Here is a 15,958-nt window from a genome sequence, read left to right on the forward strand (position 1 = left end):
GCTTTCTGGTCTGGCTCATGCTGCGGGACCTGCCCGATCGTGGTGATAAGCAGAAATGACGATAAACTAACCCACCCAGCACGTTGCGAAATATCCTCCGGCTTCCTGGTCTTTGCCGATGGAGCGGCGGGTCTTGAAGCCGATGAGCCCGTCAGCACCGCCGACGTCATGTCCCTTGGCTTCCAGCGACTTCTGCAGTGTGCGGACTGCTCCGCGTGTGGTTTTCTTGGTTGGTTTCCAGGCTGCTGAAAAGCCTTTGTTGCTGCCATAGCGGTCGGCGAGATGACCGACGAAAAGTGCGTAAGTATCGCTCTCGTTATATTCCTTGATGACGTAGAAGTTTTCCGTCGCGATAAAAGCGGGACCATAACGACCGGCCGGCATCAGAATATTGCCTTGTCTGGAAAGCTCTTGATCGGGGAATGGTCGTCCGCTGACCCGTTTGACGCCAGCATTCACCCATTTGGAAATCGCCATCCGGTTGTCTGGCCCCTCAAGCGAGCAGGAGACATTGTCTGGAATAGAGGCTTCATAGCCCCAGTCTCGGCCCTTGGCCCAGCCGTGCTTTGCCAGATAATTGGCGATGGAGGCCATGGTGTCGACCTCTGTGCGCCATATGTCAGGATGGCCGTTGCCGTCAAAATCGACGGCATATTTCAGATAGCTGGTCGGCATGAATTGTGGCTGGCCCATTGCTCCGCCCCAGGAGCTCTTCAACTGCTGGCGCGTGGCTGCACCATTTTGCAGGATCTTCAGAGCGGCAATCAGCTCGTCTTGGAAAAATCCGCGTCGCTGCCCCATGAAAGCGCGGGTCGCCAGAACACGGATGGCATCATGAGGAATTTTTGCACCGCCATAGCCGCTCTCCCGCGCCCAGATGGCAAGTATGATCCGCTTTGGAACGCCATAGCGTTTTTCGATGGTCGCCAGAGATGTCGCATGTTTTTTCATCAGGCGGCGTCCGCCCGGCACAAGCGCATTGAATTGGCTGTCTCGGAAGTAATTCGCCGGAGCCCGAAACTCTGCTTGAAAATTGACCTTTGGCGGAGAGCCTTTGCCTCCAGGTCCAACAAGTCCGGGAAGGGACGTGTCAGGTGTCAGCCCTTTGAGCTCCCTAGACAGCGTGGCTGTGCTGATGCCTTCCGCCCGCGCAGCTGGTTTGACTTGTTTTTCCAGAAAGACCCGGAACGCAGCATCATGGGGCCCTGCGAAGGCAGGGCGTTTGCCGATAAGGCAAGTGGATGCAAAGCAGATGATTGCTAGAACAGAGAGGCTTCTGATCACGTTTTGGCTCCAGGTGAATAGCTTAATCTGAAGCCTATCATGAACAGCGATTGCGACAGAATAGCGGGCTGGATCGCCTTAAAGCCTGTTCCAAGACAACGACCCGGCCAGACAGCTGATCAGGTCAGGTTTGTTGAACCGGTACCAGCAACCTCCACCGCCCGGCTGGTCATAAGACCTGGAAATTGATACTGCCATCAGATGGCACATCAGCAGCGTCCCGACACCGCCATGTCCGGCAAACAACACCGGGTCTTCAGTCGGAATATCTGCAAGACAGGTCTGCACACCGGAAACGATCCGCTGTTGGGCCGCCTGTGCCATTTCCCAGCCACGCACGCTTTCATCCGGCTTGGCAAAGAATTGATCTGCCACTTGCTCGAACTCTTCCGGGGGCAGAAATCCCGTCGCCGAGCGATCATTCTCGTGCAGCGTTTCGATGAGTGTCAGCGGCACACTATTCGACTTGGTAAAAATCTCTGCCGTCTCAATGGCCTTGCGTTCCGCGCTCGAGATCACGTGTTTGATGGCGCGCGCCCATGGCAAGCCTGCCGCTAACTGCGCGCGGGCCTGTCCGATATCTGAAAGCCCCCAGTCAGGCACGGGAACAGCCGGATCAATCTGGACTTGGGGGTGTGTCAGGTAGATGCAGAAGGCCATATGGTCTCCAAAAAATGTCAGCCAATTCGGCCAGCCATCCAGTCAGTGATCAGTTGATAGGCAATGGAAATAGATGGCGGAATACGGTCACCAGCCGGATGAGTGCCATCCATCATCTGTTGCACTTCGGCCCTGTCGCACCAGCGGCAGGCTTCCAGCTCATCGTCTTCCAGATTGATGTGCGTGGACGTTGCTGTGCCATAGCAGCCAAGCATGAGATTGGCGGGAAATGGCCAGGGCTGGTTTGCAACGATCTGAACATCCCCGACTGCAATGCCCGCTTCTTCCATCGTTTCGCGTCGGACAGCCTGTTCGATTGTCTCTCCGGGCTCCATGAAACCTGCGAGGGTCGTGAATATCCCCTCCGCCAACCGAGGCGGACGTCCGAGGAGCGCCCGGTCGCCATCGGTGATCAGCATGATCACGCAAGGATCTGTGCGCGGAAAGTGTTGGCCACCGCAAGACACGCATTCGCGCCGATATCCGGCATCTGCCAGGTCTGACGGATGACCGCAGCGGGAGCAGAACTTATGCGTCCGATGCCAGTGGATCATCGCACGCGCTTGGGCAAGAGCACCCAGATCCTCGCGGGGCAGATCGCCCTGAATTGCCAGTGTTCTGAGATCGATCCCGGTCACACCGTCCAAAGCTTCTATGGCTTCATCGGTCTTGGCAATTGCGGTTGCGAACAACGGTGCTGTTCCGTCGTCGTTTTGACCGAGGAAGATCATCTCTTCCCGTTTTGCTCCAAGAGCCAGAGCGCCTTGAAGGCTGTGGCGTATGCTCGGATCAGCTTCAGGAAAAGTTGCCAGAACAAACTGGGTTTCGGTGGAAAGCACAATCCCTGCGTCACTGGAGTCTAGACGCGCCGTGATCCAATCGGCATTCGGGCGCTGGACCGACTGTCGGTCGAGGACATTGTCGACGAAGCTCATGGGATGGCGCGCTTGGGAAAATAGGGCCGTCATGCAGGCTGGATCCTTTGCTGGCGATAAGACATCATTTGGCTGAGGGGGAGCGACGGTTAAGGAGGGTAGAAAGGGCAGGTCTCTTTTAGGCGTTTAACGCGTCTCGCAAGTCCGAAATCAGATGCGATGCCTTGTCATCCACATAAGGTGATGGCGAAATAGCTCCCCAGACTGGATCAGGCCACGCCGGGTCGTCACGGAACCTTGCGATGATGTGAACATGGAGCTGGGAAACAACATTTCCAAGAGCGGCAACATTGAGCTTTTCACAGTCTGTGACTGACTTGAGCGCGGCGCTGACCTTGCTGATTTCCTCCATCAGGACGATACGTTCCAATGGTTCGAGATCAAGCAATTCGATCATGTCATTTTTACGCGGGATGAGCATGATCCAGGGATAATTCGCATCTTTCATCAGCCGGACGGCGCAAAGTCCGAGATCAGCAACTGGATAGCTATCGCCTTCAAGGCGCGGATTGATATCGAAGGCGATCATGTATTGGGTCCTGCTTGGAAAATCCTGTTGGCTTCTATCATATATGGCTGAACCTAGTTTTTCAGCTCAATTCAGAGAGGTAGCAGGTTTTCCTGCCTTTTGGGTGTCTGGAATGCGGTCTCTTCCGCATGATCTCTCAAGGACAATATGCGATCCGGAGCGAGGTGAGCCCAATTGCAAATCATCTGGCAAACAAACTTTGTCTTTTCTCTTGCCAACAACCCACCTTCTCCTGATATAAGGGCCTCGGAAGGTTGGTGGTGGACGAGCCACTCGCCAATCGGGTCAGGTCCGGAAGGAAGCAGCCCTAACGAGATCCGGCACGGGTCATCGTGCCAGCCTTCCACCTTACTCCCCTAAATGCTTCAGATGATGATTAAAGTTTTTTGTGCCGGGATTTCCCATTGGATCACGAGAAAATTTTTCACTGGGTGCGGGAATTGCGCTGCAAAAGACGGTAAGGTGCATTCATGGATGAGATTGGCTTCCCGCAAGAGGGCGTAAGTGCCCCAAAAGACATGGCTCAACAAGACGGTGCCTATAGGGTTCTGGCCCGTAAGTACCGCCCGCAGACCTTTGAGGATCTTGTGGGGCAGGAGCCTATGGTTCAGACTCTCGAGAATGCCTTCGACACCGGCAGGATCGCTCAGGCCTGGATGCTGACCGGCGTTCGTGGCGTCGGCAAGACGACCACCGCCCGAATTCTGGCCCGCGGCCTGAATTATGAAGTTCCAGGCGTTTCCGACAAGCCGACTGTCCGGCTTGAGCAGGAAGGCTCTCACTGCAAGGCGATTATGGAAGGCCGTCATGTCGATGTGATCGAGATGGATGCGGCCTCTCACACTGGCATCAGCGATATCCGCGAGATCACCGATGCGGCGCGTTACCGACCGGCAACGGCGCGCTACAAAGTCTACATCATCGATGAAGTTCACATGCTGTCGAATGCGGCCTTCAATGGTCTTTTGAAGACGCTGGAAGAACCGCCGGAACATGTGAAATTCATCTTTGCGACGACCGAAATCCGCAAAGTCCCGGTTACGGTTTTGTCACGCTGTCAAAGATTTGACTTGCGTCGTATTGAGCAACCCAAACTGGTTGGCTTGCTGCGCCGGATTTCTGATGCTGAACGCATTGAAATCACCGATGAAGCGCTGACACTGATTGCGCGAGCCGGTGAAGGCTCTGCGCGCGATTCATTGTCACTGCTGGATCAGGCGATGGCCCATGGTGCCGGCGCTATTCAGGCAGATGACGTACGCGGAATGTTGGGTCTGGCGGACCGGGCGCGGGTGATCGATCTGTTTGAATATGTGATGTCCGGCAACATAGCGGGCGCGATGGACGAACTGGCGGCGCAATACACCGTTGGCGCAGATCCTGCGGTGGTTCTGACCGATCTGGCAGATTTCACACATCTGGTTACCCGTTTGAAGATTGTGCCCAAGGCTGGGGATGATGTGTCTGTCACGGAGACCGAGCGGGTGCGCGGTCACGAGTTTGCTGAAAAGCTCTCCATGCGGCTTTTGTCACGCACTTGGCAAATCCTGCTGAAGGGCGTTCATGAGGTGCAGTCTGCGCCCAAGCCATTGGCCGCTGCCGATATGGTTCTGGTGCGACTTGCCTATGCGGCGGACCTTCCGGATCCGGGCGAAGCCTTGGCGCTGCTGCGAAGTGGCGGCGCCGTTCCAGCCGGCGGTGGTGCGCCTGTAAGCCAGGGCGGCGGTTCAGGCGGTGGCCAGCAGGGTGGCGGCCCAAGAGCGGCCCAGAGCCATGCGCAAAATCCAGCATTGTCAGCACCTGTAGCAGCTGTCGCGGGCGGGCGTCCGCGTCTTGAAGCGATCACAGGCGGGGCCGCACAGGCCGCGCCTCAACCGATGACCTATGCAGCGCCTCAGGAAACGCCTGAGCCAACAGCCCCGGCCTTTACACTTGCTAACCTGCGTGATTGTGCGGCTCTTGCCTCTGAAAAACGCGATATTCCGATGAAAGTCGCAATCATGCGTCAGATGCGCCTGGTCAAGTTTGAACCGGGACGCATCGAGGTGCAACCGACCGAAGATGCGCCAGCCGATATTGTCGGTGAATTTGGCCGCAAGCTGACCGAGTGGACCGGCACGCGCTGGATCGTCAGTGTCAGCCGAAATCAGGGCCGTCCGACCATCCATGAGGAAGAGGAGGCCAATCAGGAGCAGATGCTGTCTGATGCAAGGTCTCATCCGACTGTGGCCGCATTGTTGGGCAAGTTTCCAGGCGCCAAAGTGGTCGATGTCCGGGTGCAGGAAAGCGAAGACGAGGACGCTGAATTGGCTGATCCTCTGTTGAATGAAGCGCTGGGCGACGACGATCCGGACGAAATTTAGATTGCCTCGTCGGAACTGTCCGACTATGGCCAATGCAAATCAGCGACCGCAGCGGATGCGGATCAGGCAACAAACGATGGAGCGTGAGGGTCATGGATTTCCTCAAGATGATGAAGCAGGCAAAACAGATGCAGGAGCAAATGGGCTCTTTGCAGGAAGCTTTCTCTGAAATTGAAACCGAAGGCACGTCCGGCGGCGGTCTCGTGACCGTAAAAATTGCTGGCAAGGGTGAGCTTCGCAGCGTCAAGATTGATCCGTCCCTGTTCAAAGAAGACGATGTCGAGATCCTCGAAGATCTGATCGTTGCTGCGCACAATGAAGCGCGTATCAAGGGCGAAGCCCAGATGCAGGAAAAGACCCAGGAACTCATGGGCGGCATGGGTTTGCCTGCCGGCATGAAGCTGCCGTTCTAAGCAGAGTTCACGGAAGCATTTATGGCAAATTCTAAAGTTGGCGGTCCGGAGATCGAGCGGCTGATTCAACTGCTGTCCAAATTGCCGGGTCTCGGGCCAAGATCCGCCCGCCGGGCTGCCCTGCATTTGATTAAGAAGAAAGATCAGCTTCTGGTGCCGCTGGCCGAGGCCATGGGCGTCGCCGTGGACAAGATCGGTGTTTGCACAACCTGCGGCACGGTGGATACGTCAGACCCTTGCGCCATTTGCTCTGATCCGCGCCGTGATCAGACCATGCTGGTTGTGGTAGAAGATGTGGCGGATCTCTGGGCGTTGGAGCGTGCAGCAGCGCTCAACGCTCGCTACCATGTTCTGGGCGGTAACCTGTCGCCGCTGGATGGCATCGGGCCGGATGATCTCAATATCGCGGGCCTGATCGAGCGCTGCCACGGCGGTGATATCAGCGAAGTTATTCTGGCGATCAACGCGACCGTCGAAGGTCAGACAACCGCTCACTACATTACTGACCAACTTGCCGGGCTGGATGTCAGCGTCACCCGCTTGGCCCATGGCGTACCCGTCGGCGGCGAGCTGGACTACCTCGACGAGGGTACGCTGACGCAGGCGCTCAAAGCCCGCACGCGATTTTAGAGCGGATATCCCAAAAGCGGATGCCGGTTTGGAGTTGGGTCCAACGACAGACAAGGAGTTTGAGAGCGTGACGCGCTGCTTGCTGCGTCTGCGGGCCGCTACCAGGTGGTCCGGGTCCGGCTTTCCCAAAGGGTTCGCTTGTCGCCTTCGCTTGCATCAATGCTGAAATTTTCACTCGAGGCATTACGTTGCAGAGCGTTCACCGCCGCCCTGGTATAGTCGAAGACAAGCTGATTGAGGCGGGTCGCCTTGCCTTTGCTCGGTGCTCTCGGTCCGCCGCCAGCGATGGTTATCGAGCCATCATCGATTCGCGTAATTGGCTCGACCTGCTGGAAAGGCATGCCGGTTTCCATGTCCCCAAAACGTCTTTAAAACACAAGTATTATCGGTATCAGATTCGAGACCACGCCGACATTGCGCAAAGACCACAGAGCGGAACGAATGCTCATAGTTCCTCGGGCACAACGATCTTCGCAAATGGGGCTGTGATCGAGACTATGCGCAGCGCTGCCAGTTCGGTATTGTCGGCCCATGAAGTCAAAGATACTCGTCAGCGGCTGCCTGCTGGGCCGTCCAGTCCGATATAACGGATCCTCCCTCACCCTCGAGAGCGACCTGTTGACCGAGTGGTCGCGGCTCGGGATGATCGTGCCTTTGTGCCCTGAAGTCGCCGCCGGCTTTCAGATCCCGCGCCCCCCGGCCGAAATTGAACCTGGGTGCGACGGGTCTGATGTAAGTTCTGGACGGGGAAAGATCTTTGAGGACAACGGCAGCGACGTCACGGACCTCTTCCAGGCCGGTGCGCAGATCGCGGTTGAGACTGCGATTGCCGAGGGGTGCGGATACGCCTTGTTGACGGACGGCAGCCCGTCCTGCGGATCGACCTTTATTTACAGCGGCCATCATGACGGCGCCCGAAAAAGCGGTTTCGGGATCGTTACGTCACGCTTGAGAGAGGCTGGCATCAAGGTCTTCGCACAGCATCAGATTCAGCAATTGGCGGATGAACTGTCCTCCTGAGTGAGGACAGCGCTGACAGCACCAGGCCGTCAGGCCGTGGGAGAGCTGTTCCGCATTGAGATCTTCGTCTGCCCGCTCTTGCGCCCACTGGTTTTGGTCCCTATGTCGAACCGGCAAGCAACAGACTGTTGAAAGTTCATATGTTTAGTTCCGCCTCCCGTGCCATGTCCCAGGTCTTCGAACCTCAGTTTCGCAAGATCTTCTTCAAAATGCTGGGTTTCACGCTGGCAGTTCTGGTGGTCATCTGGATTGCCTTGGAGGGGTTTGTCACCGGCTTTGTTGATCTGCCCTATCCCTGGCTCAGCACCGCGCTTTCAATCTTGACCGGCATTGGGGCCATTATCGGGCTGGGATTTCTGATTGCACCAGTGTCGGCGTTGTTCGCAGGCCTGTTTCAGGACGAGATTGCAGATATTGTCGAGGCGCGGGATTATCCCTCTGACCCACCGGGCAGGGCCATGGCGGCGTTTCCATCAATCATTCTGGCGTTGAAATTCACCGGCATTGTTATCGTGGGCAATTTGTTCGCGCTGTTCCTGCTGCTTGTTCCCGGAATCAATCTGGTCGCCTTTTTCCTGGTCAATGGTTATTTGCTTGGGCGAGAGTTTTTTGAGTTTGCCGCCACACGCTTCATGTCACCTGAGGAAGCTAGGCGTTTGCGCAAGGCCAAAGGCGTGACCGTTTTCATGAGCGGCCTTGTGATTGCTGGATTGCTTGCTGTGCCGATTTTGAATTTGGTGACACCGATCTTTGCGACCATTTTCATGATGCATGTCTTCAAGCGCGTTCAGGCTGGACGCGAAGTCTGATAAGCCGGAAACCGTGTGACAAAGCCTGGCCATTATTGCTAGATCACCAAGGCATAAAATGGGGCTTCCGTCGAAGGGGTGGGCATGCAGGATTTATTGACGGAGATCGCGGATACTGTTGGCCGGTCCGAGGAACGGGGAAAACTCGCAGATTATATTCCTGAACTTGCCAAGATCGATCCGGGTCACTTCGCGATCAGTGTTGCGACGGCGGATGGCAGTCTGTTTTCCGCTGGCGATGCACGCATTCCTTTTTCCATTCAATCCATCTCGAAGGTATTCGTTCTAGCGCTTGCGCTGGGCCGGGTCGGGGAGGCGCTTTGGAAACGGGTTGGACGTGAGCCGTCTGGCCAGGCATTCAATTCTATTCTCCTGCTGGAGCGTGAAAAGGGAATTCCACGCAATCCGTTCATCAATGCAGGAGCCTTGGTCGCTGCTGACACCCTGCTTGGTGCTGCAGCGCCGGGCGAAGCATTGAGCGCTCTGCTGCGTTTTATTCGCTCTGCTGCTGACCAGGACGACATTCACATCAATGAGGCCGTGGCGAGCTCTGAGTTGGACACAGCAGATCGAAACTTCGCGCTTGCCCATTACATGCGCTCTTATGGCAATCTGGAAAACTCTCCCGATAGGGTGCTCGGCACCTACTGCCATCAATGTGCGATTGAGATGACCTGCGAACAGTTGGCGCTGGCGGGCAGGTTCCTGTTGGACACTGGGGAAATGCCGCATCTTGTATCGCGGGAGCGCAAGCGCCGGATCAATTCCTTGATGATGACATGTGGCCAATACGACGGATCCGGAGACTTTGCTTTCCGCGTTGGCCTGCCTGCAAAAAGTGGAGTTGGTGGTGGGATTTTGGTCATCGCACCCGGACGGGGGGCAATTTCTGTCTGGTCTCCTGGGCTCAACAGTTACGGCAATTCCAAGCTGGGAACCGAGGCAATGGAGGCATTCACCCGCAAAATCGGGTGGTCCGTTTTCGGTTGAAGCAGCAAGAACTGCCTGCTCAAAGTTATCGAATTGGCATCACCTGTCTGGCTGGAATGTCAGACAGGTGATGCGCTGCATTTTTGTTATTCGGAATCCGTGTCCATGAGACCGGACTTGAACAGAAGTCCTGCAGCGGCAGCCCCGATCATTGGGGCAAGAATAAACAACCACAGTTGTGCAACTGCGAGTGGGTTCGCCGCCATGCCGACCAATGCGGGTCCAATGGACCGTGCCGGGTTAACCGAAACACCGGTGATATTGATGCCGAAAATGTGGATTGCAGCAAGCGTTAGGCCGATTGCCAATCCGGCAAGGTGAGAGGGCGCGCCCTTCGCGGTGACACCCAGAATGCAGACCAGAAAGAGGAACGTTGCGACGACTTCAAAGATGAATGCCGATGTAACGTTGAATTCAGCGAGGTAACTCGGTCCCCAACCATTCTGGCCGAGCCCGCCGTCCCAGCCCGAGCCTTTGCCAGAAAAAATTACCGCAAGAACTACCGCTCCGGTGATCGCGCCAAGTGTTTGGGCAATTGCATAGGTCAAAAAGTCGCGGGCAGACATGCGTCCGGCGATGAAGACACCGAAGCTTACAGCTGGATTGACGTGACAGCCTGACACGCGGCCAATGCCATAGGCCATGGCAACGATGGCGAGACCGAAAGCGAATGCGATGCCGAGGGCGTCGATCTCCGTTGTTCCACTTCCCATGCCCGCGACGACAGCCGTTCCGCATCCAATGAGAACCAATGTGAACGTGCCGATAAACTCGGCGAGTGCCTTTTTCATGTTCGAAGTCCTTCGGAATTATATCGAATGTTGATATGAGTTTAAAAACTAACCTAAGGTTATTTTTGGGCGGATGTTGAATATAAAGCGCTTATTTCAGCCCATCCCGAAGTTGATGGAGGGTTGTGGCACTGCGGGAACCTTCTTGCGGGCGGAATGCATGGCTTTGCGAAGGCTATTTTCGCGAAAGTGCCGAAGGATGCCCCCGTGTGTGCGCACTCGCAGTGGTCTGTCTGAACGATGGGCTATTGGATGAGTGATGATGAGTCATGGGGAAGACGAATCACGGCGCAACTTTGACTCTTCTCTCGGTTGCCGCTTCGGTCAGGTAAACTGATGCGTAGACAAATCCCATTGTCTAGGTTGAAAATATCTCGCTCATTTAAATCGATTCTATAAGGGACTAGTGCCAAATCGAGGGGTTTAGAGCACAACTCGTTTAAGAATTGGCGATAGGATCCTTTGACGAACCGAGGTGTTGACGCTAGAACCCTTCTAGACAACGCCTTTAATTGCTTACGCTTACGTAAACGTAAGATTGGCGTCGGACGGGAGAGAAGTTCCATGTCGAATGCCGACCTGAAGGGCAATCGCCCTCTGTCGCCCCATCTGCAGATCTATAAACCGATCCTGACGATGGTCATGTCGATTCTGCACCGTATCACCGGTGCTGCGCTGTATTTCGGGACCATCCTGATGGTCTGGTGGCTGATTGCAGCTGCTGCGGGACCGGCCTATTTCGAATTTGTCAGCGAGGTCTTCGGTTCGATCCTCGGCCGGTTGATCCTGTTTGGCTTCACATGGGCCTTGGTGCACCACATGCTTGGCGGTTTGCGCCACTTTGTTTGGGACATGGGTCATGGTTTTGAAGCAAAGGCCAGAGAGTGGATGGCACGCGCCACGATCATTGGCTCCGTTAGCCTGACCCTGATCCTTTGGGTCATTGGCTACGCGGTTCGCTGAGGGAGATCTGATATGACTGACATGCGTACACCCCTCAACAAGGTTCGTGGGCTTGGTTCTGCCAAAGAAGGTACGGACCATTTCTGGAAGCAGCGCGTCACAGCAGTTGCCAACGTGTTCCTGATTTCCTTCTTTGTGGTTCTCGTCATTTCCTTGCAAGGCGCAGGCTATGAAGAGACCGTTGCCGCACTTGGCAACCCGCTGATTTCGATCCTGATGCTGCTGGTCATCCTGTCCGGCGTCTTCCACATGAAGCTCGGCATGCAGGTCATTATCGAAGATTACGTTCATGGTGAGGGTGCGAAAGTGCTCTGCCTGATGGGCAACACGTTTTTCTGTGCCCTCATCGGTTTCGGCGCGCTTTTCGCCGTGCTCAAGATTGGCTTTGGAGGCTGACCCGAATGGCCAAGACATATGAATTCGTCGAACACAGCTATGATGTGGTTGTGGTTGGCGCTGGCGGCGCAGGCTTGCGCGCAGCTCTCGGCATGGCCGAGCAGGGCTTTAAAACAGCCTGTATCTCGAAGGTCTTCCCGACCCGCTCCCACACTGTTGCGGCACAGGGCGGTATTGCTGCCTCTCTGAAAAATATGACGCCAGACAGCTGGGAATGGCACATGTACGACACGGTGAAAGGCTCCGATTGGCTCGGTGATACCGACGCCATGGAGTATCTGGCCCGTGAAGCGCCTAAGGCGGTGTACGAGTTGGAGCACTATGGTGTTCCGTTCTCACGCACCGAAGAAGGCAAGATTTATCAGCGGCCATTCGGTGGCCACATGCAGAATTATGGTGATGGACCGCCCGTGCAGCGTACATGTGCCGCTGCCGACCGGACCGGACACGCTATTCTGCACACGCTTTATGGTCAGTCCCTGCGTCACAATGCAGAATTCTACATTGAGTATTTTGCGCTCGACCTGATCATGTCGGAAGACGGCGTCTGCCAGGGCGTGATCGCCTGGAACCTGGATGACGGCACGATCCACCGTTTCTCCGCCAAAATGGTCGTTCTGGCGACTGGTGGATATGGTCGGGCCTTCTTTTCGGCGACGTCTGCTCACACTTGTACCGGTGATGGAGGCGGCATGGCTGTCCGCGCTGGCTTGCCATTGCAGGACATGGAATTCGTTCAGTTCCACCCGACCGGTATCTACGGCTCAGGTTGTCTGATCACAGAAGGTGCGCGCGGCGAAGGCGGATATCTTGCCAACTCCGAAGGCGAGCGCTTCATGGAGCGTTATGCTCCTTCTGCGAAGGATCTGGCATCCCGCGATGTTGTGTCCCGTTGCATGACGATGGAAATTCGGGAAGGCCGCGGCGTCGGCAAGAACAAGGATCACATCTTCCTGCATCTGGATCACTTGGACCCAGCCTTGTTGCATGAACGGCTTCCGGGCATTTCAGAATCCGCGAAAATTTTCGCAGGCGTTGATTTGACCAAGGAACCGATCCCGGTTCTGCCAACGGTTCACTACAATATGGGCGGCATTCCGACCAACTATTGGGGTGAAGTGCTGAACGCTGATGCGGAAAACCCGGATCGTATTCAGCCAGGATTGATGGCTGTGGGTGAAGCAGGTTGTGCGTCAGTTCACGGGGCCAATCGCCTCGGCTCCAACTCGCTGATCGATCTGGTGGTCTTTGGCCGGGCAGCAGCAATCCGCGCTGGCAAAACCATTGACCGTGTCGCGCCGATCCCGACGCCTAATGAAGCGTCTTGTGAAAAAATCATGGAACGCTTCGACAAGCTGCGCAATTCAGATGGCGGAACGCCAACCGCTGACCTTCGCGACAAGATGCAGCACGCGATGCAGAAAGACGCAGCCGTGTTCCGGACCCAGGAAAGCCTGGAAGAGGGTTGTAAAAACCTGTCGAGCATCTGGGGCGAGATGAAGGATCTCAAGGTTTCTGACCGCTCGATGATCTGGAATTCGGATTTGGTCGAGACGCTTGAGTTGGAAAACTTGATGGCCAACGCCATTACTACGGTTTACGGAGCGGAGGCCCGCAAGGAAAGCCGCGGTGCACACGCCCGTGAGGACTATAAGGATGGTCCATTTGGCGGTCGTAACGATGAAGAGTGGCGTAAGCACACTCTATCTTGGGTTAGCGAAGGTGGCGACGTCAAGCTTGAGTATCGCCCGGTTGTTACCGAGCCTTTGACCAAGTTCGAAGACGGAGGCATCGACATGAAGAAGATCGCGCCGAAAGCGCGGGTTTACTGATCCGATGCAGGCTCACGCCATGTCAGCATCCCGGTTGGGCTGTTTGATGGTGGGGGGCATTATCTTGGATTTAAGGGACGTGATAAGAACTTGAGCGCGAGCGCAACATTGGTGGATACGCAAAGCCCGTTTGGCACATATGCTGCCGAGGGCCTTGTCCGCTTTGCCTGGAAGCTGGCAGATCGTCACGATCTGTCTGCGGCCTTGCGCAAGCGTATCCGTCTTATTGTTTCGCGGATGTTCAAGGGACCTTACGACACCGAGGTCGATGGTCTGAAATTCCGGATTTATCCGGGACAGAACTATGATGACCGAAAGATCCTGGCCAAGGGACGCTTGCCGGAAAAGGCCGAGCACAAGTTGCTCAAGCCTTATTTGGCTGCTGGTTCGGTCTTTGTTGATGTGGGTGCCAACATTGGCAGCTACACGCTGTTTGCTGCCAGCTGCGGTGCCGAGGTTCTGGCGATTGAAGCCAATCCTCAAACTGCAGCCAAACTTGCCTTCAACATCCAGGCGAACAGTCTGGATCAGGTGAGGCTGGAGGAAGTTGCGATTGGTGATCAGGAAGGGACATTGTCCTTGTGGTCCGAGCCGACAAATTGTGGCTTTGCAACGCTGGTCGAAGATCTGACAACAGGTGAATGGGCTGGTGACTGGTCTGCAAAACAGGTGGCGGTACGCCCACTTGCTGATGTAGTCGCTGAGCAGGGTCTGACGCGTATTGATCTTCTGAAGGTTGATGTGGAGGGCTTTGAGGACCGTGTGGTTCTGCCCTTCCTTCGCACGACGGACCGTACGATGTGGCCCAGTGTCATCATGCTTGAAACGAATTGCCGGCCGCATTGGGCCGAGGATTGCACTTCCGAACTGGAAGCCCTCGGCTACAAGGCTGCCGGATCAACACACGACAACACGGTTTTTGAGCTTGCAGCTTAAACATCGGTGAATGAGTGGCCCGGACGCGAAACCAGGGCCCAAACGCGGAGCGAATAAAATGGTTCAGCTGACGCTTCCCCGGAACTCTCAGGTGACGGAAGGCAAGGTTTGGGACAAGCCTGCCAGTGCGACAAATCTCCGGGAATACCGGATCTACCGGTGGAATCCGGACGATGGCCGTAACCCGCGTGTCGACACTTATTTTGTCGACACAGACGATTGCGGTCCGATGGTTCTGGATGGCCTGATCTACATCAAGAATAAGGTCGATCCGACCCTGACGTTCCGTCGCTCCTGCCGTGAAGGCATCTGCGGCTCCTGCGCCATGAACATCGACGGCACCAACACTCTGGCCTGTACCAAGGGTACGGACGAAGTTGCCGGAGATGTGGTCAAGATCTATCCGCTGCCGCATATGCCGGTGGTCAAGGATCTGGTGCCGGATCTGACGCGTTTTTACGCGCAGCACCGCTCCATTGAGCCTTGGCTTAAAACGGTGTCTCCGGCACCGGAAAAAGAATGGCGTCAGTCCCACGAGGATCGAGCAAAGCTGGATGGTCTCTACGAGTGCATTCTTTGCGCTTGTTGCTCAACCTCCTGCCCGAGCTACTGGTGGAATGGCGACCGTTACCTTGGTCCAGCCGTATTGCTGCAGGCCTACCGTTGGCTGATCGACAGCCGGGATGAGGCCACTGGCGAGCGTCTGGACAATCTGGAAGACCCCTTCCGCCTCTATCGCTGCCACACCATCATGAACTGCTCGCAGGCGTGCCCGAAGGGGCTGAACCCTGCCAAGGCAATTGCCGAGATCAAGAAAATGATGGTCGAGCGCCGGGTTTGATTTTCGGGCCTTGTGATGACGATTTACGAAAGGCCGTCCCTCGGGGCGGCCTTTTTTATTTGCTCGACGCAAATCCTAACATCAGGATTTTGGTGCATAATAATAACGGATCAACCAACCCTCTTTTGAGAGGCTTGGCCCTTCGCCGAGCTGCCAGGCACTGGCATTCTTTCCAGTCTCTGACGGAGTGACAGTCAAACCAGTCGGGCCATTAAGCACTGTATTGAAGGTTAAAAGTGTACTTCCGCCATCTGGAGTATAAGTCCATTCGACATTGTACGGTGTTGCAGAGCTAGGAAATCCGAGCCCACCATAAGTTCCTCGATTAATTGTTTTTGGAAGATCGAGCGAACTCGCACTGCTAGAGCCAGTAACTTTACATGATTTCAGTGTTAATGTTTCTGATGAAGAACTTGTTAGAAGGATCATAAGAGCTGGAGTGGTGGTCATAATATTTCCCTCGATTAACAGTGATGGTAGAATTGCAACAAATAGAATATTGCGTGAATATTTAAAAATTCAACTTTAAATAGATTTGTGACTGATTGCCATAGGTCTATATTCCT

17 protein-coding genes, 1 other RNA gene and 1 pseudogene are annotated in these 15,958 nt (G+C 55.4%); 12 read left to right on the forward strand and 7 right to left on the reverse strand.

Annotated elements, in window-relative coordinates:
• Positions 1 to 66: 66 nt before the first annotated feature.
• The 4 genes from V6575_RS13680 to V6575_RS13695 all read right to left on the reverse strand — a co-directional run bounded on the left by V6575_RS13680 (position 67) and on the right by V6575_RS13695 (position 3,408).
• On the reverse strand, positions 67 to 1,284 hold the full coding sequence (locus V6575_RS13680; RefSeq protein WP_340275049.1) for a lytic murein transglycosylase: 1,218 nt from the start codon (positions 1,282 to 1,284) through the stop codon (positions 67 to 69).
• A gap of 78 nt (positions 1,285 to 1,362) precedes the next feature.
• Positions 1,363 to 1,944 carry a histidine phosphatase family protein gene (locus V6575_RS13685; RefSeq protein ID WP_340275050.1) on the reverse strand — a complete coding sequence of 194 codons (582 nt, stop codon included), beginning with the start codon at positions 1,942 to 1,944 and terminating at the stop codon, positions 1,363 to 1,365.
• Positions 1,945 to 1,961: 17 nt separating this feature from the next.
• Positions 1,962 to 2,912, reverse strand: coding sequence for an NAD(+) diphosphatase (nudC, locus tag V6575_RS13690; RefSeq protein ID WP_340275052.1), 951 nt, complete (start codon positions 2,910 to 2,912; stop codon positions 1,962 to 1,964).
• Between the two features lie 85 nt (positions 2,913 to 2,997).
• A complete protein-coding gene (locus V6575_RS13695) occupies positions 2,998 to 3,408 on the reverse strand; it encodes an HIT domain-containing protein (RefSeq protein ID WP_340275053.1) in 411 nt (136 codons plus the stop codon).
• 249 nt (positions 3,409 to 3,657) lie between these two features.
• On the opposite strand from V6575_RS13695, the gene ffs reads away from it, so the two are divergent.
• The 4 genes from ffs (at position 3,658) to recR (ending at position 6,814) form a co-directional block, all read left to right on the forward strand.
• Positions 3,658 to 3,755: signal recognition particle sRNA small type (gene ffs / locus V6575_RS13700), an RNA gene on the forward strand.
• A gap of 123 nt (positions 3,756 to 3,878) precedes the next feature.
• Entirely contained in the window at positions 3,879 to 5,771 is a 1,893-nt protein-coding gene (locus tag V6575_RS13705) for a DNA polymerase III subunit gamma/tau (protein ID WP_340275055.1), read from the forward strand.
• 92 nt (positions 5,772 to 5,863) lie between these two features.
• Positions 5,864 to 6,184 (forward strand): YbaB/EbfC family nucleoid-associated protein, encoded by a 321-nt coding sequence (locus tag V6575_RS13710; protein ID WP_340275057.1) that lies wholly within the window; start codon positions 5,864 to 5,866, stop codon positions 6,182 to 6,184.
• Between the two features lie 21 nt (positions 6,185 to 6,205).
• Positions 6,206 to 6,814 (forward strand): recombination mediator RecR, encoded by a 609-nt coding sequence (recR, locus tag V6575_RS13715; protein WP_340275059.1) that lies wholly within the window; start codon positions 6,206 to 6,208, stop codon positions 6,812 to 6,814.
• A gap of 98 nt (positions 6,815 to 6,912) precedes the next feature.
• Here recR and V6575_RS13720 read toward each other — a convergent pair whose 3' ends face one another.
• Positions 6,913 to 7,155, reverse strand: a complete 243-nt coding sequence (locus tag V6575_RS13720) for a hypothetical protein (protein ID WP_340275061.1) — start codon at positions 7,153 to 7,155, stop codon at positions 6,913 to 6,915.
• Between the two features lie 190 nt (positions 7,156 to 7,345).
• Here V6575_RS13720 and V6575_RS13725 point away from each other — a divergent pair, with 190 nt between their 5' ends.
• The 3 genes from V6575_RS13725 to V6575_RS13735 all read left to right on the forward strand — a co-directional run bounded on the left by V6575_RS13725 (position 7,346) and on the right by V6575_RS13735 (position 9,633).
• Positions 7,346 to 7,834, forward strand: a complete 489-nt coding sequence (locus V6575_RS13725) for a 2-thiouracil desulfurase family protein (RefSeq protein WP_340275063.1) — start codon at positions 7,346 to 7,348, stop codon at positions 7,832 to 7,834.
• Between the two features lie 140 nt (positions 7,835 to 7,974).
• Positions 7,975 to 8,643 carry a sulfate transporter family protein gene (locus tag V6575_RS13730; RefSeq protein WP_340275064.1) on the forward strand — a complete coding sequence of 223 codons (669 nt, stop codon included), beginning with the start codon at positions 7,975 to 7,977 and terminating at the stop codon, positions 8,641 to 8,643.
• A gap of 84 nt (positions 8,644 to 8,727) precedes the next feature.
• Positions 8,728 to 9,633, forward strand: coding sequence for a glutaminase (locus V6575_RS13735; RefSeq protein ID WP_340275066.1), 906 nt, complete (start codon positions 8,728 to 8,730; stop codon positions 9,631 to 9,633).
• Between the two features lie 86 nt (positions 9,634 to 9,719).
• Here the strand turns inward: V6575_RS13735 and V6575_RS13740 are convergent.
• Positions 9,720 to 10,427, reverse strand: a pseudogene (locus V6575_RS13740) (aquaporin); the annotation flags it as partial.
• 561 nt (positions 10,428 to 10,988) lie between these two features.
• On the opposite strand from V6575_RS13740, the gene sdhC reads away from it, so the two are divergent.
• The 5 genes from sdhC to V6575_RS13765 all read left to right on the forward strand — a co-directional run bounded on the left by sdhC (position 10,989) and on the right by V6575_RS13765 (position 15,392).
• Positions 10,989 to 11,387, forward strand: a complete 399-nt coding sequence (gene sdhC / locus V6575_RS13745; protein ID WP_340275068.1) for a succinate dehydrogenase, cytochrome b556 subunit — start codon at positions 10,989 to 10,991, stop codon at positions 11,385 to 11,387.
• A 12-nt stretch (positions 11,388 to 11,399) separates the two neighbouring features.
• Positions 11,400 to 11,783: a succinate dehydrogenase, hydrophobic membrane anchor protein gene (gene sdhD / locus V6575_RS13750; protein WP_340275070.1), complete on the forward strand. Its 384-nt coding sequence runs from the start codon at positions 11,400 to 11,402 to the stop codon at positions 11,781 to 11,783.
• Positions 11,784 to 11,788: 5 nt separating this feature from the next.
• Positions 11,789 to 13,615: a succinate dehydrogenase flavoprotein subunit gene (sdhA, locus tag V6575_RS13755; protein WP_340275071.1), complete on the forward strand. Its 1,827-nt coding sequence runs from the start codon at positions 11,789 to 11,791 to the stop codon at positions 13,613 to 13,615.
• A gap of 90 nt (positions 13,616 to 13,705) precedes the next feature.
• On the forward strand, positions 13,706 to 14,551 hold the full coding sequence (locus V6575_RS13760) for an FkbM family methyltransferase (RefSeq protein ID WP_340275072.1): 846 nt from the start codon (positions 13,706 to 13,708) through the stop codon (positions 14,549 to 14,551).
• A gap of 58 nt (positions 14,552 to 14,609) precedes the next feature.
• Complete coding sequence (locus tag V6575_RS13765; protein WP_340275073.1) at positions 14,610 to 15,392, forward strand: succinate dehydrogenase iron-sulfur subunit; 783 nt, start codon at positions 14,610 to 14,612, stop codon at positions 15,390 to 15,392.
• 81 nt (positions 15,393 to 15,473) lie between these two features.
• Here V6575_RS13765 and V6575_RS13770 read toward each other — a convergent pair whose 3' ends face one another.
• Positions 15,474 to 15,842, reverse strand: a complete 369-nt coding sequence (locus V6575_RS13770; RefSeq protein ID WP_340275074.1) for a hypothetical protein — start codon at positions 15,840 to 15,842, stop codon at positions 15,474 to 15,476.
• Positions 15,843 to 15,958 lie beyond the last annotated feature (116 nt).

Origin of the sequence: Roseibium algae (assembly GCF_037783265.1) — a bacterium.
In the GTDB taxonomy this organism is placed as follows: Bacteria; Pseudomonadota; Alphaproteobacteria; order Rhizobiales; family Stappiaceae; genus Roseibium; species Roseibium algae.

What these genes read in the sequence shown, in the direction of transcription:
- V6575_RS13685 (WP_340275050.1), bottom strand. Translation starts at nt 1,944, where the DNA reads ATGGCCTTCTGCATCTACCTGACACACCCCCAAGTCCAGATTGATCCG.
- nudC (WP_340275052.1), bottom strand. Translation starts at nt 2,912, where the DNA reads ATGACGGCCCTATTTTCCCAAGCGCGCCATCCCATGAGCTTCGTCGAC.
- V6575_RS13695 (WP_340275053.1), bottom strand. Translation starts at nt 3,408, where the DNA reads ATGATCGCCTTCGATATCAATCCGCGCCTTGAAGGCGATAGCTATCCA.
- V6575_RS13705 (WP_340275055.1), top strand. Translation starts at nt 3,879, where the DNA reads ATGGATGAGATTGGCTTCCCGCAAGAGGGCGTAAGTGCCCCAAAAGAC.
- V6575_RS13710 (WP_340275057.1), top strand. Translation starts at nt 5,864, where the DNA reads ATGGATTTCCTCAAGATGATGAAGCAGGCAAAACAGATGCAGGAGCAA.
- recR (WP_340275059.1), top strand. Translation starts at nt 6,206, where the DNA reads ATGGCAAATTCTAAAGTTGGCGGTCCGGAGATCGAGCGGCTGATTCAA.
- V6575_RS13720 (WP_340275061.1), bottom strand. Translation starts at nt 7,155, where the DNA reads ATGCCTTTCCAGCAGGTCGAGCCAATTACGCGAATCGATGATGGCTCG.
- V6575_RS13725 (WP_340275063.1), top strand. Translation starts at nt 7,346, where the DNA reads ATGAAGTCAAAGATACTCGTCAGCGGCTGCCTGCTGGGCCGTCCAGTC.
- V6575_RS13730 (WP_340275064.1), top strand. Translation starts at nt 7,975, where the DNA reads ATGTTTAGTTCCGCCTCCCGTGCCATGTCCCAGGTCTTCGAACCTCAG.
- V6575_RS13735 (WP_340275066.1), top strand. Translation starts at nt 8,728, where the DNA reads ATGCAGGATTTATTGACGGAGATCGCGGATACTGTTGGCCGGTCCGAG.
- sdhC (WP_340275068.1), top strand. Translation starts at nt 10,989, where the DNA reads ATGTCGAATGCCGACCTGAAGGGCAATCGCCCTCTGTCGCCCCATCTG.
- sdhD (WP_340275070.1), top strand. Translation starts at nt 11,400, where the DNA reads ATGACTGACATGCGTACACCCCTCAACAAGGTTCGTGGGCTTGGTTCT.
- sdhA (WP_340275071.1), top strand. Translation starts at nt 11,789, where the DNA reads ATGGCCAAGACATATGAATTCGTCGAACACAGCTATGATGTGGTTGTG.
- V6575_RS13765 (WP_340275073.1), top strand. Translation starts at nt 14,610, where the DNA reads ATGGTTCAGCTGACGCTTCCCCGGAACTCTCAGGTGACGGAAGGCAAG.
- V6575_RS13770 (WP_340275074.1), bottom strand. Translation starts at nt 15,842, where the DNA reads ATGACCACCACTCCAGCTCTTATGATCCTTCTAACAAGTTCTTCATCA.